Source organism: Nguyenibacter vanlangensis (genome assembly GCF_038719015.1).
GTDB lineage: Bacteria > Pseudomonadota > Alphaproteobacteria > Acetobacterales > Acetobacteraceae > Gluconacetobacter > Gluconacetobacter vanlangensis.
The window spans coordinates 682380-705912 of sequence record NZ_CP152276.1; the positions used below are offsets into that span (position 1 = coordinate 682380).

The 23533-nt window shown below is 68.8% G+C and carries 21 protein-coding genes; 8 read left to right on the top strand and 13 right to left on the bottom strand.

Annotated features, from left to right (window positions below; translation table 11 throughout):
- Positions 1–9 precede the first annotated feature (9 nt).
- Together purM and purN are read left to right on the top strand one after the other, a co-directional pair.
- Positions 10–1128, top strand: coding sequence for a phosphoribosylformylglycinamidine cyclo-ligase (gene purM / locus AAC691_RS03205; protein WP_342628925.1), 1119 nt, complete (start codon positions 10–12; stop codon positions 1126–1128).
- Positions 1129–1136: 8 nt separating this feature from the next.
- Complete coding sequence (purN, locus tag AAC691_RS03210) at positions 1137–1784, top strand: phosphoribosylglycinamide formyltransferase (RefSeq protein WP_342628926.1); 648 nt, start codon at positions 1137–1139, stop codon at positions 1782–1784.
- Between the two features lie 95 nt (positions 1785–1879).
- Here the strand turns inward: purN and ndk are convergent, their stop codons facing one another.
- Positions 1880–2302 (bottom strand): nucleoside-diphosphate kinase, encoded by a 423-nt coding sequence (gene ndk, locus AAC691_RS03215; protein WP_176641369.1) that lies wholly within the window; start codon positions 2300–2302, stop codon positions 1880–1882.
- Between the two features lie 234 nt (positions 2303–2536).
- Here ndk and AAC691_RS03220 point away from each other — a divergent pair, with 234 nt between their 5' ends.
- Complete coding sequence (locus AAC691_RS03220; RefSeq protein ID WP_342628927.1) at positions 2537–4414, top strand: ABC-F family ATP-binding cassette domain-containing protein; 1878 nt, start codon at positions 2537–2539, stop codon at positions 4412–4414.
- A gap of 71 nt (positions 4415–4485) precedes the next feature.
- Here AAC691_RS03220 and AAC691_RS03225 read toward each other — a convergent pair whose 3' ends face one another.
- A complete protein-coding gene (locus AAC691_RS03225) occupies positions 4486–5706 on the bottom strand; it encodes an MFS transporter (RefSeq protein ID WP_342628928.1) in 1221 nt (406 codons plus the stop codon).
- Between the two features lie 243 nt (positions 5707–5949).
- Between AAC691_RS03225 and AAC691_RS03230 the strand changes: the two genes are divergently transcribed.
- Positions 5950–7131: an AI-2E family transporter gene (locus AAC691_RS03230; protein ID WP_342630128.1), complete on the top strand. Its 1182-nt coding sequence runs from the start codon at positions 5950–5952 to the stop codon at positions 7129–7131.
- On the opposite strand, the gene AAC691_RS03235 is transcribed toward AAC691_RS03230, so the two are convergent.
- The 4 genes from AAC691_RS03235 to AAC691_RS03250 are packed head-to-tail and all read right to left on the bottom strand — an operon-like array spanning position 7110 to position 11476.
- The gene (locus AAC691_RS03235; protein WP_342628929.1) at positions 7110–7727 is read right to left on the bottom strand and encodes an HAD family phosphatase; all 618 of its coding nucleotides are present in this window, start codon (positions 7725–7727) and stop codon (positions 7110–7112) included. The two genes, AAC691_RS03230 and AAC691_RS03235, sit on opposite strands and share 22 nt — an antisense overlap.
- Before the next feature lie 38 nt (positions 7728–7765).
- Positions 7766–8248 carry a hypothetical protein gene (locus AAC691_RS03240; protein WP_342628930.1) on the bottom strand — a complete coding sequence of 161 codons (483 nt, stop codon included), beginning with the start codon at positions 8246–8248 and terminating at the stop codon, positions 7766–7768.
- Between the two features lie 34 nt (positions 8249–8282).
- Complete coding sequence (locus AAC691_RS03245) at positions 8283–9452, bottom strand: DegT/DnrJ/EryC1/StrS family aminotransferase (protein WP_342628931.1); 1170 nt, start codon at positions 9450–9452, stop codon at positions 8283–8285.
- Positions 9449–11476 (bottom strand): nucleoside-diphosphate sugar epimerase/dehydratase, encoded by a 2028-nt coding sequence (locus AAC691_RS03250; RefSeq protein ID WP_342628932.1) that lies wholly within the window; start codon positions 11474–11476, stop codon positions 9449–9451. The genes AAC691_RS03245 and AAC691_RS03250 overlap by 4 nt, the downstream gene beginning before the upstream one ends.
- A gap of 67 nt (positions 11477–11543) precedes the next feature.
- On the opposite strand from AAC691_RS03250, the gene AAC691_RS03255 reads away from it, so the two are divergent.
- Complete coding sequence (locus AAC691_RS03255; protein WP_342628933.1) at positions 11544–12623, top strand: glycosyl transferase; 1080 nt, start codon at positions 11544–11546, stop codon at positions 12621–12623.
- A gap of 55 nt (positions 12624–12678) precedes the next feature.
- Here AAC691_RS03255 and AAC691_RS03260 read toward each other — a convergent pair whose 3' ends face one another.
- The 3 genes from AAC691_RS03260 to AAC691_RS03270 all read right to left on the bottom strand — a co-directional run bounded on the left by AAC691_RS03260 (position 12679) and on the right by AAC691_RS03270 (position 15390).
- Complete coding sequence (locus tag AAC691_RS03260) at positions 12679–13122, bottom strand: hypothetical protein (protein WP_176641852.1); 444 nt, start codon at positions 13120–13122, stop codon at positions 12679–12681.
- A 276-nt stretch (positions 13123–13398) separates the two neighbouring features.
- Positions 13399–13803: a MarR family transcriptional regulator gene (locus AAC691_RS03265; protein WP_342628934.1), complete on the bottom strand. Its 405-nt coding sequence runs from the start codon at positions 13801–13803 to the stop codon at positions 13399–13401.
- Between the two features lie 165 nt (positions 13804–13968).
- On the bottom strand, positions 13969–15390 hold the full coding sequence (locus tag AAC691_RS03270; RefSeq protein WP_342628935.1) for a leucyl aminopeptidase family protein: 1422 nt from the start codon (positions 15388–15390) through the stop codon (positions 13969–13971).
- A 146-nt stretch (positions 15391–15536) separates the two neighbouring features.
- Here AAC691_RS03270 and AAC691_RS03275 point away from each other — a divergent pair, with 146 nt between their 5' ends.
- From AAC691_RS03275 to fdxA, 3 genes are all read left to right on the top strand, one after another.
- Positions 15537–18236, top strand: coding sequence for a helicase-related protein (locus tag AAC691_RS03275; protein ID WP_342628936.1), 2700 nt, complete (start codon positions 15537–15539; stop codon positions 18234–18236).
- 4 nt (positions 18237–18240) lie between these two features.
- Positions 18241–18558: a S4 domain-containing protein gene (locus AAC691_RS03280; RefSeq protein ID WP_342628937.1), complete on the top strand. Its 318-nt coding sequence runs from the start codon at positions 18241–18243 to the stop codon at positions 18556–18558.
- 152 nt (positions 18559–18710) lie between these two features.
- Positions 18711–19043: a ferredoxin FdxA gene (gene fdxA / locus AAC691_RS03285; protein WP_176639414.1), complete on the top strand. Its 333-nt coding sequence runs from the start codon at positions 18711–18713 to the stop codon at positions 19041–19043.
- Between the two features lie 198 nt (positions 19044–19241).
- On the opposite strand, the gene cyoD is transcribed toward fdxA, so the two are convergent.
- Genes cyoD through cyoA form a run of 4 tightly spaced genes read right to left on the bottom strand, consistent with a single transcriptional unit; the run spans position 19242 to position 23117 of the window.
- Positions 19242–19589, bottom strand: a complete 348-nt coding sequence (cyoD, locus tag AAC691_RS03290; RefSeq protein ID WP_176639413.1) for a cytochrome o ubiquinol oxidase subunit IV — start codon at positions 19587–19589, stop codon at positions 19242–19244.
- On the bottom strand, positions 19589–20194 hold the full coding sequence (gene cyoC, locus AAC691_RS03295) for a cytochrome o ubiquinol oxidase subunit III (protein WP_176639412.1): 606 nt from the start codon (positions 20192–20194) through the stop codon (positions 19589–19591). Before cyoC ends, cyoD begins: the two co-directional genes overlap by 1 nt.
- Complete coding sequence (gene cyoB / locus AAC691_RS03300) at positions 20194–22188, bottom strand: cytochrome o ubiquinol oxidase subunit I (protein WP_176639411.1); 1995 nt, start codon at positions 22186–22188, stop codon at positions 20194–20196. The genes cyoC and cyoB overlap by 1 nt, the downstream gene beginning before the upstream one ends.
- A gap of 5 nt (positions 22189–22193) precedes the next feature.
- Positions 22194–23117 (bottom strand): ubiquinol oxidase subunit II, encoded by a 924-nt coding sequence (cyoA, locus tag AAC691_RS03305; RefSeq protein WP_342628938.1) that lies wholly within the window; start codon positions 23115–23117, stop codon positions 22194–22196.
- Positions 23118–23533: the final 416 nt, after the last annotated feature.

Genomic DNA, 23533 nt, shown 5'->3' on the forward strand with positions numbered 1-23533 from the left:
CCAGCCCCCATGCGTTCCGTCCCCCCTTCCCTGCCGGCCGCCACGTCTTCTGGCGGCGCCACCTATCGCGATGCCGGCGTGGATATCGCGGCCGGTGACGCGCTGGTCGATGCGATCAAGCCCGCCGCCAGGGCGACCGACCGGCCCGGCACCATGGGCGGGCTGGGCGGATTCGGCGCGCTGTTCGACCTGAAGGCGGCGGGGTTCGCCGATCCGGTCCTGGTGTCCTGCACCGACGGGGTGGGTACCAAGCTGATGGTCGCGATCGAAAGCGGTCTGCACGAGACGGTGGGAATCGACCTGGTGGCGATGTGCGTCAATGACCTGGTCGTCCAGGGAGCGGAGCCGCTGTTCTTCCTGGATTATTTCGCGACCGGGCGGCTGGCGGTGGACGACGCGGCCAAGGTGGTGCGCGGCATTGCCGAGGGGTGCCGGGGAGCGGGGTGCGCGCTGGTCGGCGGCGAGACGGCCGAGATGCCCGGCATGTACGGGCCGGGCCATTACGACCTGGCCGGTTTTTCGGTCGGCGCGGCCGAGCGGTCCGCCCTGCTGCCCGCCGGGATCGCGGCGGGCGACGTGCTGATCGGCCTGCCGGCCAGCGGGGTGCATTCCAACGGGTTTTCGCTGGTGCGGGCCATCGTGACGCGCAGCGGGCTGGGCTGGGACGCCCCCTGCCCCTTCGCCGCCGGCCCCCTCGCCGCCGGCCCGAGCCTGGCCGAAGCCCTGATGACGCCGACGCGGCTGTATGTGAAGCCGGTCCTGGCGCTGCACCGGCAGGGGCTGATCACGGGGGCGGCGCACATTACCGGCGGCGGCCTGCCGGGCAATTTGCCGCGCGTCCTGCCGGCCGGGCTGACGGCGGTGATCGATGGCGCGTCCTGGCCCGTTCCGCCGGTGTTCGGCTGGCTGGCACGGACCGGGCAGGTCGATGTCGCGGAGATGCTGAAGGTCTTCAATTGCGGCATCGGCATGGTGCTGATCGCCCGCGACCGCGATGCGGTGCTGAGCCAGTTGCGCGCGGCGGGCGAGGAGGCGTTCGTGATCGGGCGGCTGGAAGACGGCGCGGCGGGCGCGCCCGCCGGGCTGCGTTTCACGGCAATGCCGGATTTCGGTCCGGCCGGGGCCTGAGCGTACCGATGCCCGAGACTCCGGCACCCGACATGCCGCGCCGCCCGATCGCGATCCTGATCAGTGGGCGCGGCAGCAACATGCGCGCGCTGATCGACGCGTGCGCCATGCCCGATTTTCCGGCCCGCATCGCGCTGGTGCTGAGCAACCGGCCCGACGCGCCGGGGCTGGAGGTGGCGCGGTCCGCCGGGTTGCGGACCGAAGTGGTCGATCATCGTCCGTTCCGCGGCGATCGCGCGGCGCATGAGAGGGCGATCGACGCGGCGCTGCGCGACGCGGGGGCCGAACTGGTCTGTCTGGCGGGCTATATGCGGCTGCTGACGCCCTTCCTGACCGGAGCCTGGGCGGGGCGGATGCTGAACATCCATCCCAGCCTGCTGCCGGCCTTCCCTGGCCTGCATACGCATGAGCGCGCGCTGGCGGCCGGGGTGAAGCTGCATGGCTGCACCGTGCACCTGGTGACGGAGGCCATGGACGAGGGCCCGATCCTGGGCCAGGCGGCGGTGCCGGTGCATGCGGGCGACACGCCGGGCCAACTGGCGGCCCGCGTGCTGGAGCAGGAACATGTGCTGTACCCGGCGGCGCTGCGCAGGCATCTGACCCGTGATGCGACGGCGGAAACGGAGCCGACGGCGGGGCCGCTGCTGTTCCTGTAGGGGCGGGCCGCAACGAAGAAAGGCCGGCGCCTTGCGGACCGGCCCTTCATTTTTCGTATTTTTCGCGCGTCAGGTCGTGACGCGTCAGGTCGTGATCAGGGTAGGATCTCGATCTGCGAGAAGAAGAAGGCGATTTCGTTGGCCGCGTTTTCCGGGCTGTCGGAGCCATGGACCGAGTTGGCCTCGATGCTCTCGGCGAACTGGGCGCGGACGGTGCCGGGGGCGGCCTTCTTGGGGTCGGTGGCGCCCATGACGTCGCGGTGCTTCAGGACGGCGTTCTCGCCTTCCAGCACCTGCACGACCACCGGGCCCGACACCATGAACGAGACCAGGTCGCCGAAGAACGGCCGGTCCTTGTGCACGGCGTAAAACGCGCCGGCCACCGCCTCGGTCAACTGCATGCGCTTCTGGGCGACGATGCGCAGGCCCGCATCCTCGAACACCGCGTTGATCTTGCCCGTCAGGTTGCGCCGGGTCGCGTCCGGCTTGATGATCGACAGGGTACGTTCGGTCGCCATCGGGCGGCTCCTTCCTCTTGCTCGAAACATGTGGGGGACCCGCAGCCCGGCCGGACCGGCGCCCCTTCCGCGCGCCATCTAGAGCATATTGGCCGGGACTGGTAGGTACAGCGGCACGAATCCTGTGCCGTGCGGCGCACAACCGGCGGCGCGATCCATCCGGCGGCGGCCGGATCCGTTGTCTGTCAAAGGGTTGGCGCCGCAGGGCCGCCCGCGTTCCGGAGCCCCGATCCCGTGAGTCTGCTTGTCATTTCCGACCTGGTCCTTCGCATCGCGGGGCGCGCCCTGCTGGACGGCGCGTCGCTGAGCGTCGATCCGGGGCGCAAGATCGGGCTGGTCGGGCGCAACGGGGCGGGCAAATCGACCCTGCTGGCGGCGATTGCCGGGGATATCGCGCCCGATGGGGGCATGATCCGCCTGTCGTCGCGCGCCCGCATGGCGCGCATCCGCCAGGAGGCACCGTCGGGGGACGCCAATTTGCTGGACACGGTGCTGGCGGGCGATACCGAACGGACCGACCTGATGCGCGCGGCCGAGCGGACGGCGGACCCGCTGCGGCTGGCCGACATCCATGAGCGGCTGCGGGCCATCGGGGCCGACAGCGCGCCGTCGCGGGCGGCGAGCATCCTGTCGGGGCTGGGGTTCGACAGCGCGGCGCAGGCGCGGCCGGTTTCGGATTTTTCCGGCGGCTGGCGCATGCGCGTGGCGCTGGCCACCGCGCTGTTCCTGAACCCGGACCTGTTGCTGCTGGACGAGCCGACGAACCATCTGGACCTGGAGGCGACGATCTGGCTGGAAGGCTGGCTGGCCCGGTTTGCCGGCGCGGCGCTGATCGTCAGCCACGATCGCGGGCTGCTGGACCGGTCGGTGGATGCGATCGCGCATCTGGACCAGCGGACGCTGAGCCTGACGCCCGGCGGCTATGAGGAGTTCGTGCGCATCCGCACCGAGCAGGCGTTGCAGCAGGCGCGCGCGGCCGAGCGGATCGCCGCCCAGCGTGCGCATATGCAGTCCTTCGTCGACCGGTTCCGCGCCAAGGCGACCAAGGCGCGCCAGGCCCAGGCCCGGCTGAAGGCGCTGGAGAAGCTGCCGGTGATCGAGGCGGTGGTGGAGGCCGCGCCGACCCGCTTCGCCTTTCCCGAGCCCGCCCCGCTGCCACCGCCGATGCTGACCCTGGACCGGGTGACCGTCGGCTATGAGGGCCGGCCGATCCTGTCCGGCCTGACATTGCGGCTGGACATGGAGGACCGGATTGCCCTGCTGGGCGCGAACGGGAACGGCAAATCGACCTTCGCCAAGCTGATTGCCGGCCGGCTGGCGCCGATGCAGGGCGGCATGGCCCATAGTCCGAAGCTGCGCGTCGGCTATTTCGCGCAGCACCAGGCCGAGGAACTGGTGCCGGAGGACAGCCCGGTCGCGCACATGGCGCGCGCCATGCCCAAGGCCCCGCCCACCGCCGTACGCGCCCAACTGGCGCGATTCGGCCTGGATGCCGAACGGGCGGACACGGTGACGCGCGACCTGTCGGGCGGCGAGAAGGCGCGGCTGCTGCTGGCCCTGGCCACCCGCGAGGCGCCGCACCTGCTGATCCTGGACGAGCCGACCAACCATCTGGACCTGGATGCGCGCGAGGCGCTGATCCGCGCCCTGGCGGAATTCGAGGGCGCCGTGCTGCTGATCAGCCATGATCCGCATCTGGTCGAACTGGTCGCCGACCGGCTGTGGCTGGTGGGCGACGGCACGGTGCGGCCCTTCGACGGCGACATGGCGGAATACCGGACCTGGCTGGCCGAGCGGGCGCGCGCCGCCGTCCGGCCCGCCGCGTCGGCCGCGCCGCGCCGCGACGACCGGCGCGAGCGCGCCGAGGCGCGCAAGGCCATCGCCCCGCTGCGCAAGCAGGCGAAGGATGCCGAGGCGAGGATGGGCAGGCTGGCCGAGGAGCGCGCCAGACTGGAAGCGCGCCTGGCCGACCCCGCCTTGTATGAGGCGGGCGGGGCTGACGAGGTGACCCGGATCAATACCCGCCTGGCGGCGATCGGCCGCGCGCAGGCGGAGGCCGAGGAAGAATGGCTGCTGGCCGAGACGGCGATCGAGGAAAGCACCGCGGAGTGAATTCACCCCGTGGGTTCATCCAGATAATATTTTAAAAACAACATTGTCTAAGTAAATATTGCGTTTTCGGCTCAGGCGGCCTGTTCGATGCGGCGGCCGACGAACCGGACGGCCAGGGCCGCCAGGAAGATGGCGAGTCCGCCCAGGGCCAGGGCGGCGCCGGCCCAGCCGACCGATTGCGCGCCATAGCCGGCGCCGATCACCAGGCCGCCCAGCCAGGCGCCCAGGGCGTTGGCGACGTTGAAGGCCGAATGGTTGAGCGATGCAGCCAGGGTCTGGGCGTCGGCCGCAACATCCATCAGGCGGGTCTGCAGCGCGGGCACCAGCGCGATGATGCCGCCCAGCAGCAGGATGACGGGCACCACCGCCCAGGGGTTGACGGCGGTGACGGAGAACAGGCCCAGGGTCAGCATGCTCCAGACCAGGGCGGCGATGACGGTCATGTTCAGGTTGATGTCGACCAGGCGCGCGCCGATCAGGTTGCCGATGACCATGCCCACACCCCACAGGGCCTGGATGAAGGGCACCGCGTAGGCCGGATAGCCCGAGACATTGACCAGCACGTCGGACAGATAGGTATAGACCGCGAACATGCCGCCGAACCCGACCGCGCCGGTGCCGAGGGTGAACCAGACCTGGGCGCGGCGCAGGGCCCCGAGTTCGCGCAGCGGCGAGGCGCCGGGATGGGGCGGGTCGGCCGGGACGTTGCGGGCCACTAGGAGCAGGCTGGCCACCGAGACCAGGCCGATCAGGGCGTAGGTGGTGCGCCAGCCGAGAAATTCGCCGCCCCAGGTCGCGAACGGCGCGCCGATCACGTTGGAGATGGTCAGGCCCGCCATGACCCGCCCCACCGCCCGGCCGCGATGGGCGCGATCGACCAGCGAGGCCGCGACCAGCGCGGCGACCCCGAAGAACGCGCCATGGGGCAGTCCGGTCAGGAAGCGCATGATCTCCAGCGTGCGGGCGTCGGGCGAGAGGGGCGCCAGCAGGTTGCCCAGGACGAAGACCCCCATCAGGATCATCAGCAATGTGCGGCGCGGCAGCCGCGCGCCGCACACCGCGATCAGCGGCGCGCCGACGACGACGCCCAGCGCATAGGCGGCGATGACGTGGCCGGCGGACGGGATGGTGATGCCCAGCGACGACGCCATTTCCGGCAACATGCCCATGATCGCGAATTCGCCGGTGCCGATGGCGAAGGTGCCCAGCGCCAGGGCGAATTCCGCGGCGGCGACGCCGTGCGGCGCGTCGTAATGGCCGACCGGCGTATCGTCTCCGATTTCGGTGTCCAAGGCGATGTCCTTTCGTGCGGACGAGCGTCCGAGGCCAATGTGTCTGGGACCGTTGACATGTCGCCGGCCAGTATGCCGCCTGGGCCCGGGATCATAACGGCGATTGATGCGTCAACACCTTACGGATTTTCCGGAAGATGGTACGGATCGGCTGTATCTGCCTGTCATTGCTGATGGAATCGACGCGCGCCGGCTGGTATGCCAGATAGCGCCCTGTCACAGCCGGAACGGACCATGACCCCGATGCACGCGGCCGCCAGGCGGCCGGACGACACGCCCGCCGGTACGGCGCCCCCCGAGCGGGAGATGGACCCGCGGGCGGTGCAGTTGGCCCGGATTCACAGCCTGCTGCAGGTTACGGTGCTGCTGGCGGTGCTGGTGCTGTCGATCTGGCTGATCGGCGACGTGCTGATGGTGGTGTTTGCCGCGACGCTGGTCGCGGTGATCCTGCATAACCTGGCGATCCGCCTGGAGCGGGCGATGCGCCTGCCCTACTGGCTGGCGTTGAGCCTGGTGGTCGCGGGGGTGCTGGGGGCGTTCGTCGCGCTGTTCTGGAGCAGCGGGCCGGCGATTTCCGAACAGGCGGCCCGGCTGCGCGCCGCGCTGGCCACCCAGGCGCATTCGCTGCGGGGCCAGTTGAACGCCAGCCCGCTGGGCCGGACGGTGCTGGACCATCTGCCGCAATCGCTGGGCGGGAACGAGGCGGGCGGCGATGTCGGCGTGGGGTCGCGGATCGCGGGATCGATGACCGGGGTGGTGTCGCAGGCCTTCGGCGCGGCGGGCACGCTGGCGGTCATCTTGATCGCCGGGCTGTATTTCGCGCTGTCGCCGGGCTTGTACGCCAACGGGCTGCTGCGGTTGATCCCGCCGGGGCACCGGCCGGCGGCGCGGGCGATGCTGGTGGTGGCCGGGCGCACCCTGTGGGCCTGGACGGCGGGTCAGGCGCTGGACATGGCGGTGGTGGGCATCCTGTCCGGGCTGGGGCTGTGGTGCATCGGCGTGCCGCTGGCCCTGGCGCTGGGGGTGGTGGCCGGGATGGCGAATTTCATCCCCTATATCGGCGCTTTCGTCGGCGCGGTGCCGGCGGTGCTGGTCGGGCTGTCGCAGGGTACGCGCGAGGGGCTGCTGGTGCTGGCGCTGTATGCGGCGATCCAGTTCTTCGAGGGCAATGTGATGGCGCCGCTGATCCAGCGGCATGCAGTGCAGATGCCGCCGGGCCTGACCATCCTGTCGCAGACCGTGTTCGGGACGATCCTGGGCCTGCCCGGGCTGATCCTGGCCTCGCCGCTGACGGCGGCGCTGCTGGCGGTGATGGACCACGCCACCCCGCCCCTGGACGAGACGGACCGGCTGGGCCCGCCCGATGATCAGCCAGGCGACCAGCCGGGCGACCCGGCGCGCGATCAGGCTTGCGATGAGGCGTGAGGGCGGCCGGACGACATGATGTAGGGCCGGACATCCACCGCGCGCATGCCGGCGGCATCGGCCGCGGCCAGGCCTTCGGTGCTGTCCTCGAGCACCAGGCAGCCGGCCGGAGGGACGTTCAGCCTGCGCGCGGCCTCGAGAAACAGATCGGGAGCGGGTTTGGGGCGGCGGACGTCATCCACCGTCACCACCGTGTCGAAGAGCGGCAGCAGGCCGGTATGGGTGAGCGACGCGACGACGATCTGCCGTGAGCCGCTGGACGCGACCGCCATGGGCAGCGCGGTGCGATAGCGCCGGGCCAGGTCGGCGACGATGCCGATTTCGCGCAAATCGGGCAGGATCTCCAGCACCGCCTGCCGGGCCGCGCCGACGATGGCCGGCCGGTCCAGCGTCCGGCCCAGTTCGGCCTCGAGCAGGTCCAGGACCATCTGTTCGGACAGGCCGCCGCGCCCGTGGAACCATTCGGGCGCCAGCACGTGGCCGGCCGCCGTTTCGAAGGCGCGCAGCCATGCCTGCAGGTAGAGCGGCAGGGAATCGACCAGCGTGCCGTCGCAATCGAAGAGCAGCGCCTGTGTGCCGGCCGGAACCTGGATCATGGGACGGGGATCATGGGACGGGGATCATGGGACGGGGATCATGGAAAAGCGCTTCGTTCGTAGGGATAGCGGTCCACCAGGTGCCGCAGGATGGCGAAATCGGCGTCGGAGACCTGCCGGACGCGGATCACGGCGCCGGGCCGGTCCTCGATGAAGAGCGTGTCGTTCCAGTCGGCGGCGCTGATTCCCGTCCACAGGGTGATGCGGTAGGGCACCGGCTTGCCGTCCGGGCCGGCGGGGCGGTCGGCCACGAGGTCGAGCGTCGCGTCGCCCGAGGATGGCGGGGTCTGGCCCAGCGGACCCCAGCCGCCGTGATGGCGGCCCAGCCAGTCGTTCAGCGTGGCGAGATCGGCGGCGGACAAGCCGTGCGTGGTGTGCATCGGCCCGACGCTGATGGTGCCGGCCGTCATGCGCGGGATGGCCAGCGGGCGGAAATTCGGCAGGGCGAACGACCACAAGACGGCGGCGGTGCCGACGGTGATCGCGAAGAACCCCAGCAGCAGCGCGGTTTCCCGTTTCATGTCCCTCGATCCTGCTCGTTCAACCCTGATTCCTTCAACCTTGGCCCTGCACCGCCGCGATGACCCGCGCGACCTCGCCGTCCGTCAGTTCGGGATGGATGGGCAGGGCGAGGATACGGGATGCCAGGTCTTCGGCAACCGGCAGGCGCGCGCCGTCATGGTGGGCCTGGTATGCGGGCTGCAGGTGCAGCGGGCGGGGATAATAGATCGCCGAGGGCACGCCGCGCCCCTGCAGGCGCGCCTGCAGCGCCTCGCGGGCCGGGGTATCCTCGGTCAGGACGGCATAGACCGCCCAGGCGCTGGCGGAATCGGGCACCCGGGCGGGAATCGCGACATGGCCGGCGAGCCCGGCATCGTAAGCCCGGGCGATCGCCTCGCGCCGGGCGAGCTCGGCGTCGAATCCTTCCAGCTTGGCCAGCAGCACCGCCGCCTGCAGCGTGTCCAGCCGGCCGTTCATGCCGGTGCGCAGGACCTCGTAGCGCGTGCGGCCCTCGCCGTGGGTGCGCAGCGAGCGGTAGAGTTCGGCCCTGTCGGGATCGTCGGTCAGGATCGCGCCGCCATCGCCATAGGCGCCCAGCGGCTTGGAGGGGAAGAAGGACAGGGTGGTCGCCGTGGCCTCGCGCCCCAGCTTGCGGCCGGACAGCGCGCCGCCGAAGGATTGGGCGCAGTCATCCATCAGGAACAGGCCCTCATGCGCCGCGATCGTCCGCAATGCGGGCCAGGGCGCCGGCTGGCCGAACAGGTCCACGCCGATGATGGCGCGCGGACGCAGCCGGCCGGCCGCGCGGATGTCGGCGATGCGGGCACGCAGGCTGTCGGGGTCGATCTGGAAGGTCCGGGGATCGACATCGACGAAGACCGGCGTCGCGCCCAGCAGCAGCGGGACCTCGGCCGTCGCGGTATAGGTGAAGGCCGGCAGGAAGACGGCGTCGCCCGGGCCGATGCCTTCGGCCATCATCACGATCTGGATCGCGTCGGTGCCCGACGAGACGCCCACGCATTCGGCGGCGCCGGAATAGGCGGCCAGCGCCCGTTCCAGTTCCGCGACCTCGGGGCCCATGACGAAGCGGCAATGGGCCATCACCGCGTCCACGCGCCGCCTGACGGCGTCGCCCAGCCGCGCCTGCTGCGCCGGAAGGTCGAGGAACGCGATGGGGGCCGAATCGGGGACGGGCCGGTCGGGTGCGGGATGCTGGGCTGTCATGTCGGCATGGTCCTTTCGGCATCGGTCGCGTCGGCGCCGGTTATGTCGGCATCGATTGTGCCGACATCGGTTGAGTGGGGGCGCGTTTCGCGCACCGTGCCCGTCGCGTTATGGACGAATTCGGGGACGAGTCCGGCGATCAGGGCCAGCACGGCCGGCACGTCGTCGTCATGGCAGGCGGCTTCCAGCCGGTCGATCGTCCGCCCGACCTGGTCGCGGTCGACCATGCGCGGGGTGGCCATCCGCAGGCCCGGATGCTCGGTGGGGGCCGGGGCCTCGCGCCCGTGGAACAGTTCCTCGAACAATTTTTCGCCGGGGCGCAGGCCGGTGAAGCGGATCGGCACGTCCCGGTCGGGCCGCAGGCCGGCCAGGCGGATCATCTGCCGTGCGAGATCGACGATCTTGACCGGCTTGCCCATGTCCAGCACGAAGATGCCGCCGCCGCGCAGCAGGGCGTCGGTGCCGCTGCCGGCCCGGGCGCGGATGGTGCCGCGGACGCTGGCCTGCAGGACCAGGCCCACGGCCTCGGACACCGTCATGAAATAGCGTTGCATGTCCGGATGGGTGACGGTAAGCGGTCCGCCGCGTTCGAGCTGGCGGCGGAAGACCGGCACCACCGAGCCCGTCGAGCCCAGCACGTTGCCGAACCGCACGGTGACGCAGCGCATCGCACCCGGCGCGTCGCCCGCGCGGGCCAGGACGTCGAGCGCCTGGCAGTACATTTCGGCCGCGCGCTTGGACGCGCCCATCAGGCTGGAGGGATTCACCGCCTTGTCGGTCGAGATCATCACCAGCGCGCGGGCGCCATGGCGGGCGGCGGCGTCGGCGACGATACGGGTGCCGATCACGTTGGTCAGCATGCCCTCGCACGGATTGGCCTCGACCATCGGCACGTGCTTGAGCGCGGCCGCGTGAAAGACCAGCTCGGGCCGATGGCGGGCGAAGACCTGTTCGATCCGTTCGCGGTCGCGGATATCGGCCAGGATCGTTTCGCGCCGGACCGCGGGGAAGCGTTCGGACAGTTCCAGGTCGATCTGCCACAGCGCGAATTCGCCGTGATCGAGCAGCAGCAGGCGGCCGGGCGCATATTGGGCGATCTGGCGGGTCAGTTCCGATCCGATCGAGCCCCCTGCCCCGGTCACCATCACGGTGCGGCCGCGCAGCAGGGCCGCCATGCCTTCGTGATCCAGCGTGACCTGTGGGCGGTTGAGCAGGTCCTCGATGGCGACGGGGCGGAGTTCGAGCCGGTTGGCGGGGGCCAGGTCGGTCAATACCGGCGCGCGCTGGACCACCAGCCCGCGCCGTTCGGCGACTTCCAGCACGGCGGCCAGATCCTCGCCCCGGAAATCGGCGTCGGTGACGACCAGGCGGTGCGGGACCAGCGTGTCCGGGCGCAGCCGGGACAGGACCGCATCCAGCGTGTCGACATGGCCCAGGATCGGGACGCCGTGGATGCGCCGCCCGGCCTGGCCCCGTCCCTGTGTCAGGATGCCGGCGATGCGGAACGGCGGGTCGGGGTCGCGTTCGACGGCGCGGATGAGCAGGTCGGCGGCATTGTCCGAGCCGATCAGGATGACCTGGCTGCTCGCCTGGCGGCGGGTCGCGCGGCGATAGCTGACCCGGTAGACGATTCGCGCCCCGCCCATGCAGACCAGCAGCACCAGGCCATGGATGACGGGAAAGGTCGGCGTGGGGATCGGAAAGCCGGTCAGGTGCAGGCCCAGCGCGAACAGGGCGGCGCTGGCGAACGACGCCCCGGCGATGCCCAGCAGGTCGCCGACGCCGGAGAACCGCCAATATTGCAGCGGCACGCGGAACGGCAGGCTGCTGAGCAGGAACGTGATCGCCCCGCCCGCGAGGAACCAGAGCGGGTGCAGCAGGCCACCATGCGGATCGGCCAACCAGCGGGCCAACGGCGCCGAGAGCGCGCCGAGCCCGCCATCGAGCATCATGTTGACGGCGATGCGGTTGACCGGGCGCAGCCTGTCAGCGGACAGCCGGGTATCAGGGCATTGCGTGGCCATTGTCCCGCCCATATAGCCCAGCTACTTGCATGCTAGAAGCAGCCATGACGACAAAAACCGCCCCCTGATGAGCAATCCCCCCATCGATCCAACAGTTCCGGCCCTGGCCGCCGGACCCTTCGTCGTTCTGCTGGCCGCGACCTGGGCCGCCGCTGCGCTGATGGTGGCGGGCGCGATGCGGCTGGGGGTGATCGATCATCCGGGACATCGCAGTTCGCACACCCGTCCCACGCCGAAGGGCGGCGGGATCGGCATCGTGCTGGCGTTCGTCGCGGCGGTGCCGGTCGCGCGGCTGCTGGGCGGCCTGCCCCCGCTGGACGGCCCGGTGGCCGGGCTGCTGGGCGCCACGATCCTGCTGGGCGGCGTGTCCTGGCTGGATGACGTCCATCAATGGCCGCCCGTGCTGAAGCTGGCGGCGCAGTTCGCCGCCGCGATCCTGGTCGTGGCGACCGGGCCGTATCCGCACGGCGCCCTGTCCCCGATCATGGGCGACGTCCCGGGCGCCGTTCTGGGGGGCGTCCTGTCGGTCCTGGGGCTGGTCTATCTGACCAATGCGGTCAATTTCATGGATGGGCTGAACGGGCTGATCTCGGGCGTGGTCATGCTGGCCTGCCTGGTGCTGGGCGGTTTGATGTTGGGGGGCCCGATGCTTGGGGGGATGGGCCTGGGCGCGATGGCGCTGATCCTGGCGGCGGCGCTGGCCGGGTTCCTGCCGTTCAACTTCCCGGCGGGCCGGATCTTCATGGGCGACGTGGGCAGCCAGAGCTGCGGCCTGCTGATCGGCGCGTTCGGCCTGGCCTGTGCCGCCGGCCAGCCTGCGGGCGCCGCGTGGAGCGCCGTGCCGCTGATGCTGGCCGGCGTGCTCTATGACGTGACCTATACGCTGGTACGGCGCTGGCGGCGGGGGGCGCGGCTGATGGAAAGCCATCGCGAACATCTGTACCAGCTTGCGACCACGGGCGGCCTGTCGCCGGTGGCGGTGACGCTGGTGCAATGGGGGTTCGTCCTGTGGGGCGGCGGGATCGCGCTGCTGGTCACGCGGGGCCGCCTTGCGACCGTGACGGCCATGGGTCTGGTATTGCTGCCGCAACTGGGCTGGACCTGGCTGGTGCGGCACCGGCTGCGGCAAGCCGCGTCGCGGGCGTGAGCTTGCCCGCGACGACGGCCCGCCGGTGCGGCGGCCTGTACGCGGCCTTGCGGCCTTACTGATCCAGGGTGAGTTCCAGGCCCTGCGCGGCGGTGGCCAGGCGGGCGCCCTTGGATACGGTGTCGATGCGGATGGTCACGCCATTGCCGTTATGCAGCACCGAGCCGCCGACGCCGTTGCCCAGCGTCGCTTCGCCGTTACCGGCGACATAGGTGCCGTCGAAATCGTGCAGGTGCTTGAGATTATAGACCGTGCCGGTCCCGACGACCTTCGAGTAGCCGACGGCGACGACCGTGCCGCCCTTGACCGTGAAGCTGTAGCGGTGATGGCCGTAGACCAGCGTACCATGTCCCCAGGTCCAGCCGACGCCGACATCGGCCGACTGGGCCACCAGGGTGATCTGCCCCGACGGGGTTCCCAGGCCCTGGGCGGAGGCGGCGCCGCCCAGCAGCGACGTGGCGATGATGGCTGCGGCAGCCATGCGGGAGGTCATATGCATGATATCATCCCTTGATCATGGATGGGTGGCGCGGATCCGGGGCCGGCAATCGCCGCCGGGCCCGCCGTTCCACCCTTGCAGTTTCGAAGATGCGGTTCCGAAGGGCCGGAACCGGAGACCGTCCATGGAAGCGGTCCTCCCATGAAACAGTCGTCAGGCGGTTTTGTTGCGCGCAACGCCCCGCGATGCGGCAAGGACGCCGCATCGCGATTCGTTGTAGCCGGAATCTCGCGAAAGCCGGAGTCTCGCGGTCCGAGACTTGCGGCCTCGGGGGGATCAGCCGGCGCGGCGGGTCGCGCGCTCTTCGCGGACGACCTTGGCGCCGCGCGTGGCGGCCGGCGCGCCCGCGGCCTCGTTCATGATCGAACGCAGTTCACGCAGATAGGCCGCGCCCTTGAGCGTGCGCTGCACCAGGACCGAGCGGCGGTCCATCGGGTCGACCTTGCGGCGGGCCAGGTCCAGTTCGCCCAGCCGGTCGAGCGCGCGCGTGATCGCCGGCTTGGACACGTTCAGCGCCGCGGCCAGGCCGCGCACCGTGTGGGCGCCGTCCTGCAGGTAGCAGGTCAGGAACACGCCGAGCTGACGGGCCGACAGGTCGGGACCGTCGCGGCGGACCATCGCAACGACCGTGTCGCGCAGGGTGTTGATCAACTGATCGGACATCGCCGAATTCTGGGCCATAGAAAAAAACCTTCGTTGCGAAGCCGACTGGCCGGCTTCCTGTGTTTCGTCCCCTGGGGCCGCCTTGTGCGCCCCCGGGTCATTCCAGCGGCGTATATAGTTTCGAATTACGGCGGATATAAGCCCACCCGGGCGAAATAGTTCGTTCCCTATGTCGTTACTTGGCTATTCTTTTATGTCGGTTGTGTTAAGGATTTGCAACAATGCTGCCGAAAGCGCCCTGAGTCCTTGTGTTTCTCCGCCTTCCGGGCGGCCGGGACGGTAATGATCATTCCAGGCGTAGCTGTCGATATGTGCCCAGCGCACCCCTGTTTTGATAAATTTTCGTAAAAATAAAGCTGCCGTAATGGCTCCGGCCATCGGTTTTGCCGACACGTTGTTCAGGTCGGCGACCGGACTGTGCAGCCAGTCGGCATAGCCGTCCCAGAGCGGCAGGCGCCAGAGCGGGTCGTGGCAGGCCTGACCCGCCTGCAGGAGGGAATCGGCCAGTGCGTCGTCGTTGCTGAACAGGGCGGGCAGGTCGGGCCCCAGCGCGACGCGCGCCGCGCCGGTCAGGGTGGCGGCGTCGATCAGCAGCGCGGGATCGGATTCGCAGGCTTCGGTCAGCAGGTCGCACAGCACCAGCCGCCCTTCGGCGTCGGTATTGCCGATTTCGACCGTCCGGCCCGAGCGGGTGGTCACCACGTCGGAGGGACGCATCGCCTGGCCCGAGATGCTGTTTTCGACGCAGCCCAGCCGCAATTCCAGCCGGATCGGCAGGTCGCGGACGATGACCAGACGGGCCAGGGCCAGCATCAGGGCCGCGCCGCCCATGTCCTTCTTCATGCGCAGCATGCCGGCGGCGGGCTTGAGGTCGTATCCGCCGGTATCGAAGCACACGCCCTTGCCCACCAGGGAGAGCAGCGGCGCGCCGGCGCCGGCCCCGCTGCCCTGCCAGCGGGCGACGAGGACGCGCGGCGGCCGCGCCGACCCCGCGCCGACATGGGCGATGGTGGGATAGGCGGCGGCGAGGTCGCGCCCCTTGATCACCTGGACCGCGGCCCCCAGGGCCCGCAGGTCGTGCCGGGCGGCGCGGGCCAGTTCGGCCGGTCCCATCAGGTTGGGCGGGGTGTTGATCAGGTCGCGGCCCAGCCATACGGCACGGGCGATGCCGGCGGCCGATTCGGCGCCGGCGGGCACCATCAGGCGCGGCATCGCCGGGGCGGGTTCGGCCGTCCGCCCGAAGGCGGGCATGCGATAGGCGCCCAGGCAGAAGCCGAGCACCGCGGTCTGCGGCGCGATCGCATCGGGCAGCGCGATCTTCCACGGCCCGGGGGGTAGCGCGCCGGCCAGGGCGCCGAACTGGAACGGGTCGGCGCCGCCGGCCACCCCCAGCACCGCCGCCGCGACTCCGCCGGGGCCGGGGACCAGCGCCAGTTCGCCGGGTTCGCCCCGGAAGCCGCCATCGCGCAGGAAGGCGGCGCCGGCCGCGCCGATTCGCTGCGGCAGAGAGGGGACATCCTGTTTCTGCACGGCGTGAATCGTGCGCTCGCGGGCGCGACGGCCGCGCGTCGGCGGCAGCAGGCACGGCAATTCTTCCATGGACATCAGTAACCTCCGCGATCCGGTTGCGGCCAGCCTGCGGCCATGAACGGCGCGGCGCAACCGCCGCGTGATCATTCCGTCGCAACGATGCGGGCGCAACGATGCGGGTTTTTCTTGCAATCCGCGCGGCGGCATCTGAGCATGAGCCCATGATGGGTGTACCCTCGGGGGCAGGCCCCCTTCGCACTGTGCGCGCCTCCTTCAGCCCTGCGGCGGCCACGCGTGTCAGGGCGGTTCTCGGCCCGACCAATACGGGCAAGACCCATCTGGCGATCGAACGATTGCTGGCGCATTCCAGCGGCATCATCGGCTTTCCGCTGCGGCTGCTGGCGCGCGAGAATTACGAGCGCATGGTCGCCGCCAAGGGCGCGGCCGCAGTGGCGCTGATCACCGGCGAGGAGAAGATCGTCCCGCCCGGCGCGCGGTGGTTTTCCTGCACCGTCGAGGCGATGCCGCTGGACCAGATGGTGGAATTCGTCGCCGTGGACGAGATCCAGCTTTGTGCCGATCCGGACCGCGGCCACGTCTTTACCGACCGGCTGCTGCGCGCGCGCGGGCTGGTCGAGACCATGTTCCTGGGCGCCGAGACGATCCGGCCGCTGATGCGCCGGCTGGTGCCGGGCGTGGAGATCGAGACCCGGCCGCGCCTGTCCAGCCTGGCCTATCTGGGGGCGAGCAAACTGACCCGCCTGCCGCCGCGATCGGCCATCGTCGCGTTTTCGGCGACCGAGGTCTATGCCATCGCCGAGCTGATTCGCCGCAGGCGGGGCGGGTGCGCCGTGGTGATGGGGCAATTATCGCCACGGACCCGCAATGCGCAGGTCGCGCTGTACCAGGAACGCGAGGTCGATTACCTGGTCGCCACCGACGCGATCGGCATGGGGCTGAACATGGACGTCAACCATGTGGCCTTTGCCGGGCTGTCGAAATTCGACGGCAGCCGGGTGCGTCCGCTGACCCCGGCGGAGGTGGCACAGATCGCCGGGCGCGCGGGGCGCGGCATGCGCGACGGCACCTTCGGCACCACGGGCACCTGCCCTGCCCTGCCCGACGAGACCGTCGAGGCGGTCGAGACCCATCGTTTCGATCCGATCGAGCGGCTGTTCTGGCGCAACAGTGACCTGGATTTCTCCAGTCCGGACGCGCTGCTGGCCAGCCTGAACCATGCGCCGCCGGCGCGGGGGCTGGGATCGGGCAACGAGGCGTCGGACGTGCTGACCCTGTCCAGCCTGGCCGCGATCCCGGAGATCCGGTCGCTGGCGCGATCCAGGACCGCGACGCGCATGCTGTGGGACGCCTGCCAGATCCCGGATTTCCGCAAGCTGGGCGACGAGACGCATACCCGCCTGTGCGCGCGCGTGTTTACCCATGTGGTCCGCGACGGCCATGTGCCCGCCGCCTGGCTGGAATCGCAGATCGCTTCGGTCGCGCGGACCGAGGGTGAGATCGATTCGCTGATGCATCGGCTGTCGGGGATCCGTGTCTGTTCCTACATCGCCGCGCGGCGCGACTGGGTGCGGGACGCCGCCCAATGGCAGGCGCGCGCGCGCGCGGTGGAGGACCAGTTGTCCGACGCGCTGCATGAGCGGCTGACGGCGCGTTTCGTCGACCGGCGCGCGGCATCGCTGATCCGCCGGCTGGACGCGGCGACCGGGGCAGAGGACCTTCTGTCCGCCGTGACCGCGCATGGCGAGGTGGTCGTGGAGGGCCATCCGGTCGGGCGGGTGGCCGGGCTGGACCTGCTGCCCGATCCGGATTGCGACCATCCCGACCGGCGGCTGCTGCTGCGGGCCGCGCGGCGCGCGTTGCGGGCCGAGATTCCACGGCGCGTGCGCAGCCTGGCCGATGCGGGGGACGATGAATTCGACTTTTCGCAGGACGGGCGGTTCCTGGCCTGGGACGGCACGCCGATCGCGCGGCTGCGCAACGGAGGCGACATGCTGCGCCCGCGTATCGAGGTGCTGGACAATGCCTTTCTGGACGGCGGGCAGCGCGAGCGGATTCGCGCGCGGCTGGCCGCGTGGCTGGAGCGGCAGGTGCATGAGGTCATGGCGCCGCTGTTCGCCGCCCGTGCGGCGGTGGCGCAGGAACCGGCGCTGCGCGGGATTTTGCACCTGCTGACCGAGCAGGGCGGCGTGGCGATGCAGCCCGGACCGGTGGCGCCGGTGGTGCGCGCGCGCCTGAAGACGCTGGGGGCGCGGGTGGGCCGGCATGCGCTGCTGATGCCCGCCCTGCTGCGGCCGCAGGCGATGCGGCTGCGCGCGATCCTGCTGGCGGCGCAGACCGGGCAGAAGGTCCCGGCCCTGCCGCCGGCCGGCGCGGTATCGGTGCCGGTGGCGGAGTATGGCGACGCGCTGCTGGCCAAGCTGGGCTGGATCGTGACGGGGCCGGTGCGGCTGCGCCTGGATATCGCCGAGCGACTTTCGGCCGAGCTGCGCTGGCGGGCGCGCAACGGCCCGGTGCCCCTGCCGGACGGGCTGCCGTCGCGCCTGGGCGTGCGGCCCGAGGCGGTGGCGGCGATCCTGAAAGCGCTGGACATTCCGGTGCGGGCGGCCCGTCCGCTGAAGGACAGCGAATATGGCCCGGTCGCGCCGCCCATGCTGGCGGTCACGCAGGATGCGCGCCGGCGGCAGCGCCAGTCCCACCGGATCAAGCTGGCCGCCCAGCCGGCCGCACCGGCGCAGGAGGAGCCCGTGCGGGCCGCCCGGCGGCCCGTCCCTGCCCCTGCCCCTGCCCCTGCTCTGGCATCCGGCACCGCGACCCGGCTGGATGGGCGGGCCCGCCCGCCGGCTCGGGCGGCCGACGGGCCGTTCGCCGCACTGGCCGTACTGAAACAGCGCCGGTCCTGAGCGCATGACCGATACCGAGTCGATTGCGGCGCAGCGGCTGGATATGTGGCTGTGGTGCGCGCGCTTCGCCCGCAGCCGCCCGGATTGCGCGCGCCTGGCGCAAAGTGGACTGGTGCGCATAAACCGCCAGCGGACCGAGAAATCACACGCCCAGGTGCGGCGCGGCGATATCCTGACCCTGCCCGGCCCGGGCGGCCGTGGCGTCATGGTGCTGCGCGTCGTCGCGCTGGCGCCCCGGCGGGGGCCAGCCACGGCGGCGCGGCAGCTTTACGAGATCGTGCCGGAACCGGGCGATGCCGCGCCGATGCAGCCGATGCCATAGCCATGCGACACGTGATGGGGTCTTTGGCTTGCCATGGCGTCAAAAGGCTTTCATATCTGCGCGCATTGTAGGCGAGGGCCAGCGCGGCCGGTGCCTCGCAGGCCCCCAAAGCTGGCGGTGTTGCGCCAGCGACAGATGATCGGAGACGAACGATGACCTACGTGGTCACCGAAAACTGCATCCGCTGCAAATTCATGGATTGTGTCGAGGTCTGCCCGGTCGATTGCTTCTATGCCGGCGAGAACTTCCTGGTGATCAATCCCGACGAATGCATTGATTGCGGCGTCTGCGAACCCGAATGCCCGGCCGAAGCCATCGTTCCCGACAGCGACGATCGGGCCGCGGCGTGGGCCGAGATCAACGCGTCCTATTCCGCCAAATGGCCGAACATCACCCGCAAGGGCACGCCGCCGGCCGATGCCGACGCATGGAAGGACAAGCCCGGCAAGAAGGACATGCTGTCGCCGGAGCCGCACAAGGACTGAGGCGGCGGGCACGTCGCCGGCCCGCCCGCGCGGGCGGGCCGTTAGATTGGAAAAAGGCCGGTGAGGATGATCCTCACCGGCCTTTTTCATGACCGTCGCACGAAGAGTGCCGAACCGGAGCCCTTGGCTGGAACCTTGGGCCAAAACCTTGGGCCGGATGACCCGATCCTGTGCGATCGGGCATCCGGCCGACGGCGATCAGCGCGACATCATGTTGATGGCGGTGTCGTGCATGATGAACAGGGTGCCGAGGATCAGGATGAAGACCGTCATGATCGTGAAGGCGAAGGCCATGACGTTCCAGCGCTGCTCGGACGAGCTGTTCATGTGCAGGAAGAACACCAGGTGGACGAAGACCTGGACGATGGCCAGCACCGCGATCGCCGCCAGCGTGCCGGCCGGCGAGAAGCCGTGCGCGATGACGATGCCGAACGCCGCCGCGGTCAGCAGGACGGAAATCACGAACCCGGTAAGGTAAGACCCTACGCTTCCGTGGCTCGAGCCCGAATGGTGGCCCGGATGATGGGCGGTGTGCGCGTCAGCCATCAGATCACACTCATCAGATAGACAAAGGTGAAGACACAGATCCAGACGATGTCCAGGAAGTGCCAGAACAGGCTGAGGCAGGTCAGCTTGTTCATCATGCGCTCGGACAGCACGGTCTTGCCGGTCGACTGGATCATCAGGACGGCCATCCACAGCATGCCGCAGGTGACGTGCAGCCCGTGCGTGCCGACCAGGGTGAAGAAGGACGACAGGAACGCGCTGCGGTCCGGGCCGTTGCCTTCGGCGACCATGTGCGAGAATTCACGGATTTCCATGAACAGGAAGCCCGCGCCCAGCAGGAAGGTGATGACGAGCCAGGCCCGCATCGCCCCCAGCTTGGTCTGGTGGGCGCAGATCATCGCGAAACCATAGGTGATCGAGCTGAGCAGCAGGATCGCGGTTTCGATCCCGACGCCCGTCAGGTCGAACAGTTCCTTGCCGGTGGGGCCACCGGCAAACTGGTTGCGCATCACCGCGAACACCGCGAACAGGGTGCCGAAGATGAGGCAGTCGGTCATCAGATACAGCCAGAACCCGAACACCACCGGAGATTCGTGGTGTTCCTCGTGGGCGTGGGCCGCATCAACAGTCATATCGTGCGCCATTATTCCGCCGCCTGTGCTGCCATGAGATTGCGGGTGTGCTCATTCTCGATGCGGGCAACTTCGGCCGCCGGGACATAATAGTCGACGTCGTTGTTGGCGCTGCGAATGATGATCGTCGCGATCACGGCGGCCAGGCTGAGGGCCGCGAGCCACCAGATGTGCCAGACCGCGGCGAAGCCCAGGGCCAGGCTGAACACACCGACGAAGAAGCCGGCGGAGGTGTTCTTGGGCATGTGGATCGGGGCGTAGGCCGCGCCGGCCGCGCGGGTGTCGATGCCGGCTTCCTTGTGATGGGCGAAGGCATCGAGTTCATGCACCGTCGGGATGACGGCGAAATTGTAGAACGGCGGCGGCGAGGAGGTCGACCATTCCAGGGTGCGCGCATCCCACGGATCGCCCGTCAGGTCGCGGTTTTCCGGCAGGTTGCGGTCGCGGATCGAGACATAGAGCTGGGTCAGCTGGCAGACGATGCCCAGCGCGACCAGCACGGCGCCGAACGCCGCGATCAGCATCCAGGGATGCCATTCCGGATTGTCGTAATGGTTCATGCGACGGGTCATGCCCTCGAAGCCCAGGACATAGAGCGGCATGAACGCGAAGTAGAAGCCGAGGAACCAGAACCAGAAGGCGCGCTTGCCCCATGCCTCGTTCAGCTTGAAGCCGAACGCCTTGGGGAACCAGAAATTCATCGCCGCGACATAGCCGAAATACACGCCGCCGATGATGACGTTGTGGAAATGGGCGATGACGAACAGGCTGTTGTGCAGGACGAAGTCGGCGGCCGGAATGGCCAGCATGACGCCCGTCATGCCACCGATGGTGAAGGTGATCATGAAGCCGATCACCCAGTACATGGTCGCGTGGAATTCGACGCGGCCCTTATACATGGTGAACAGCCAGTTGAAGATCTTCACGCCCGTCGGGATCGCGATGATCATCGTCATGATGCCGAAGAACGCGTTCACGTTCGCGCCGGCGCCCATGGTGAAGAAATGATGCAGCCACACCAGCAGCGACAGGACCATGATCGAGCACGTCGCATAGACCATGGTATTGTAGCCGAACAGCGGCTTGCGCGAGAAGGTCTGGGTGATTTCCGAGAACGCACCGAAGGCGGGCAGGATCAGGATGTAGACTTCCGGATGGCCCCACGCCCAGATGACGTTCAGGTACAGCATCTGGTTGCCGCCGCCGTCATTGGTGAAGAAATGCATGCCCAGATAGCGGTCCAGGCCCAGCAGCCCCAGCGCCACGGTCAGGATCGGGAAGGCCAGCATGATCAGCACGGTGGTGCAGAAGATGGTCCAGGTGAAGACCGGCATCTTCATGTAGGTCATGCCCGGGGCGCGCATCTTCACGATGGTCGTGAAGAAGTTGACGCCGGTCAGCAGCGTGCCGACGCCCGAGAGCTGCACCGCCCAGATATAGTAATCGACGCCGACGCCGGGACTGAACTGCAGTTCGGACAGGGGCGGATAGGCCAGCCAGCCGCACTGCGAGAACTCGCCGATGAACAGCGAGATGTTGATCAGCACGAAGGCGACCGTCGTCATCCAGAAGCTGAGCGAGTTCAGGAAGGGGAAGGCGACGTCACGCGCGCCGATCTGCAGCGGCACGACCACGTTCATCAGCCCGGTCATGAAGGCCATCGCCATGAAGAAGATCATGATCGTGCCGTGGGCCGAGAAGATCTGGTCGTAATGGTGCGGCGGCAGGTAGCCGGGGTTGCCGGCATAGGCCAGCGCCAGTTGCGAGCGCATCATGATGGCGTCCGCGAAGCCGCGGAACAGGGCGACCAGGGCCAGGACGATATACATCACGCCCAGCTTCTTGTGGTCGACCGAGGTCAGCCACTCTTTCCAGAGATAGCCCCACTTGCCGTAATAGGTGATGAGCCCGAGGACGGCCAGGCCGGCGATCGCGGCGCCGGCGAACGTTCCGACGAGAATCGGCACATCGAAGGGGATGTCCGACCAGCTTAATTTTCCTAACATCTGTCCTATTCCTTCATATTCATGTCGGACATCGCGGACTGCACGTGCAGCATCTTGCCGGTGCTCTTATCCATGACCATGCCATTATTGTATTTGGCGACGATCCCGTCGAAGAGGCCGGGTGCGGCATGCGAGAAATACTCGACCGGGTTCGCCTCGCTGGGCGCGGCGAGCTTGGGGTAGTTGGTGCTGTCGAGTTGTTCGGAGGACGCCTTCACCTTCTGGATCCAGGCGGCGTAGTCGTCATTGCTCATGGCCAGGGCGCGGAAGCGCATGTCGGAGAAGCCGCGGCCGGAGAAGTTAGCGGATTCACCCAGGTAATTGCCGGCCTCGCTGGCGATCAGGTGCAGTTGGGTCTGCATGCCGGCCATGGCGTAGATCTGCGAGCCGAGCTGGGGGATGAAGAACGAGTTCATCACCGAATCCGACGTGATGCGGAAATCGACCGGCGTGTTCACCGGGAAGGCCAACTGGTTGACGGTGGCGATCCCCTCGTCGGGGTAGATGAACAGCCACTTCCAATCCAGGGCGACGACATCGACGTGGATGGGCTTGACGTTGGTTTCGTCGTTCAGCGGGCGATAGGGGTCGAGCGACTGGCAGGTCTGGTAGGTCAGGACGGCCAGGAAGAGGATGATCAGGCTGGGGACCGTCCAGATCACCACCTCGATCTTGTTGGAATGCGACCATTTCGGCAGATAGTCGGCGCTGGTGTTCGTATGGCGGTACTGCCACGCGAAGAGCAGCGTCAGCACGATGACCGGCACCACGACCAGCAGCATCGCATAGGTCGACGTCAGCAGCAGGCTCTTTTCCTGGACGCCGATAATGCCCTTGGGGTTGAGGGTAGCCCAGTCACATCCCGCCAAGAGGAACGCTGAGGACAAACTCAATAAACTCGATAGTCTTGGCAAGATTTTTTTCTTCATCTCACGCCTCGTTGGTTTCGACATCACCCTTGCTCACATGCTCGCTTCGTCCACGGGCTTAAAAGAACCACGGCCACGTTTCGTGATGCGGTGTCGCGTCACGTGACATCCGGCCTTCTTCGCCTGCCCGGCCGGGAGAGAAAATCCCGGAAACGGGCGGGCCGTCGTCTGGTCGATCCCGTCATGAAGTCACGGCCGCGTGTTCGGCCATGATCTCGATCAAGGATTCGGCCCGGTATCGGCGCCTGGCCGATGCCGGGGGGAAACGGGTCCCGGTGCCGCCTGGTGTGCGGAAGCGTCCTCTCTACGCAGCTACACCCTTTCGTCTTGTTCTCTTCCTGCCTTATCCGACCGGAACGTTGTGACAAGCAAGCCTTCACATAATGTTTCCATTAATTTCATACTCAATCGGTCCT

What these genes read in the sequence shown, in the direction of transcription:
- purM (WP_342628925.1), top strand. Translation starts at nt 10, where the DNA reads ATGCGTTCCGTCCCCCCTTCCCTGCCGGCCGCCACGTCTTCTGGCGGC.
- purN (WP_342628926.1), top strand. Translation starts at nt 1,137, where the DNA reads ATGCCCGAGACTCCGGCACCCGACATGCCGCGCCGCCCGATCGCGATC.
- ndk (WP_176641369.1), bottom strand. Translation starts at nt 2,302, where the DNA reads ATGGCGACCGAACGTACCCTGTCGATCATCAAGCCGGACGCGACCCGG.
- AAC691_RS03230 (WP_342630128.1), top strand. Translation starts at nt 5,950, where the DNA reads ATGCACGCGGCCGCCAGGCGGCCGGACGACACGCCCGCCGGTACGGCG.
- AAC691_RS03235 (WP_342628929.1), bottom strand. Translation starts at nt 7,727, where the DNA reads ATGATCCAGGTTCCGGCCGGCACACAGGCGCTGCTCTTCGATTGCGAC.
- AAC691_RS03240 (WP_342628930.1), bottom strand. Translation starts at nt 8,248, where the DNA reads ATGAAACGGGAAACCGCGCTGCTGCTGGGGTTCTTCGCGATCACCGTC.
- AAC691_RS03245 (WP_342628931.1), bottom strand. Translation starts at nt 9,452, where the DNA reads ATGACAGCCCAGCATCCCGCACCCGACCGGCCCGTCCCCGATTCGGCC.
- AAC691_RS03250 (WP_342628932.1), bottom strand. Translation starts at nt 11,476, where the DNA reads ATGGCCACGCAATGCCCTGATACCCGGCTGTCCGCTGACAGGCTGCGC.
- AAC691_RS03255 (WP_342628933.1), top strand. Translation starts at nt 11,544, where the DNA reads ATGAGCAATCCCCCCATCGATCCAACAGTTCCGGCCCTGGCCGCCGGA.
- AAC691_RS03260 (WP_176641852.1), bottom strand. Translation starts at nt 13,122, where the DNA reads ATGCATATGACCTCCCGCATGGCTGCCGCAGCCATCATCGCCACGTCG.
- AAC691_RS03265 (WP_342628934.1), bottom strand. Translation starts at nt 13,803, where the DNA reads ATGGCCCAGAATTCGGCGATGTCCGATCAGTTGATCAACACCCTGCGC.
- AAC691_RS03270 (WP_342628935.1), bottom strand. Translation starts at nt 15,390, where the DNA reads ATGTCCATGGAAGAATTGCCGTGCCTGCTGCCGCCGACGCGCGGCCGT.
- AAC691_RS03275 (WP_342628936.1), top strand. Translation starts at nt 15,537, where the DNA reads ATGATGGGTGTACCCTCGGGGGCAGGCCCCCTTCGCACTGTGCGCGCC.
- AAC691_RS03280 (WP_342628937.1), top strand. Translation starts at nt 18,241, where the DNA reads ATGACCGATACCGAGTCGATTGCGGCGCAGCGGCTGGATATGTGGCTG.
- fdxA (WP_176639414.1), top strand. Translation starts at nt 18,711, where the DNA reads ATGACCTACGTGGTCACCGAAAACTGCATCCGCTGCAAATTCATGGAT.
- cyoD (WP_176639413.1), bottom strand. Translation starts at nt 19,589, where the DNA reads ATGGCTGACGCGCACACCGCCCATCATCCGGGCCACCATTCGGGCTCG.
- cyoC (WP_176639412.1), bottom strand. Translation starts at nt 20,194, where the DNA reads ATGGCGCACGATATGACTGTTGATGCGGCCCACGCCCACGAGGAACAC.
- cyoB (WP_176639411.1), bottom strand. Translation starts at nt 22,188, where the DNA reads ATGTTAGGAAAATTAAGCTGGTCGGACATCCCCTTCGATGTGCCGATT.
- cyoA (WP_342628938.1), bottom strand. Translation starts at nt 23,117, where the DNA reads ATGAAGAAAAAAATCTTGCCAAGACTATCGAGTTTATTGAGTTTGTCC.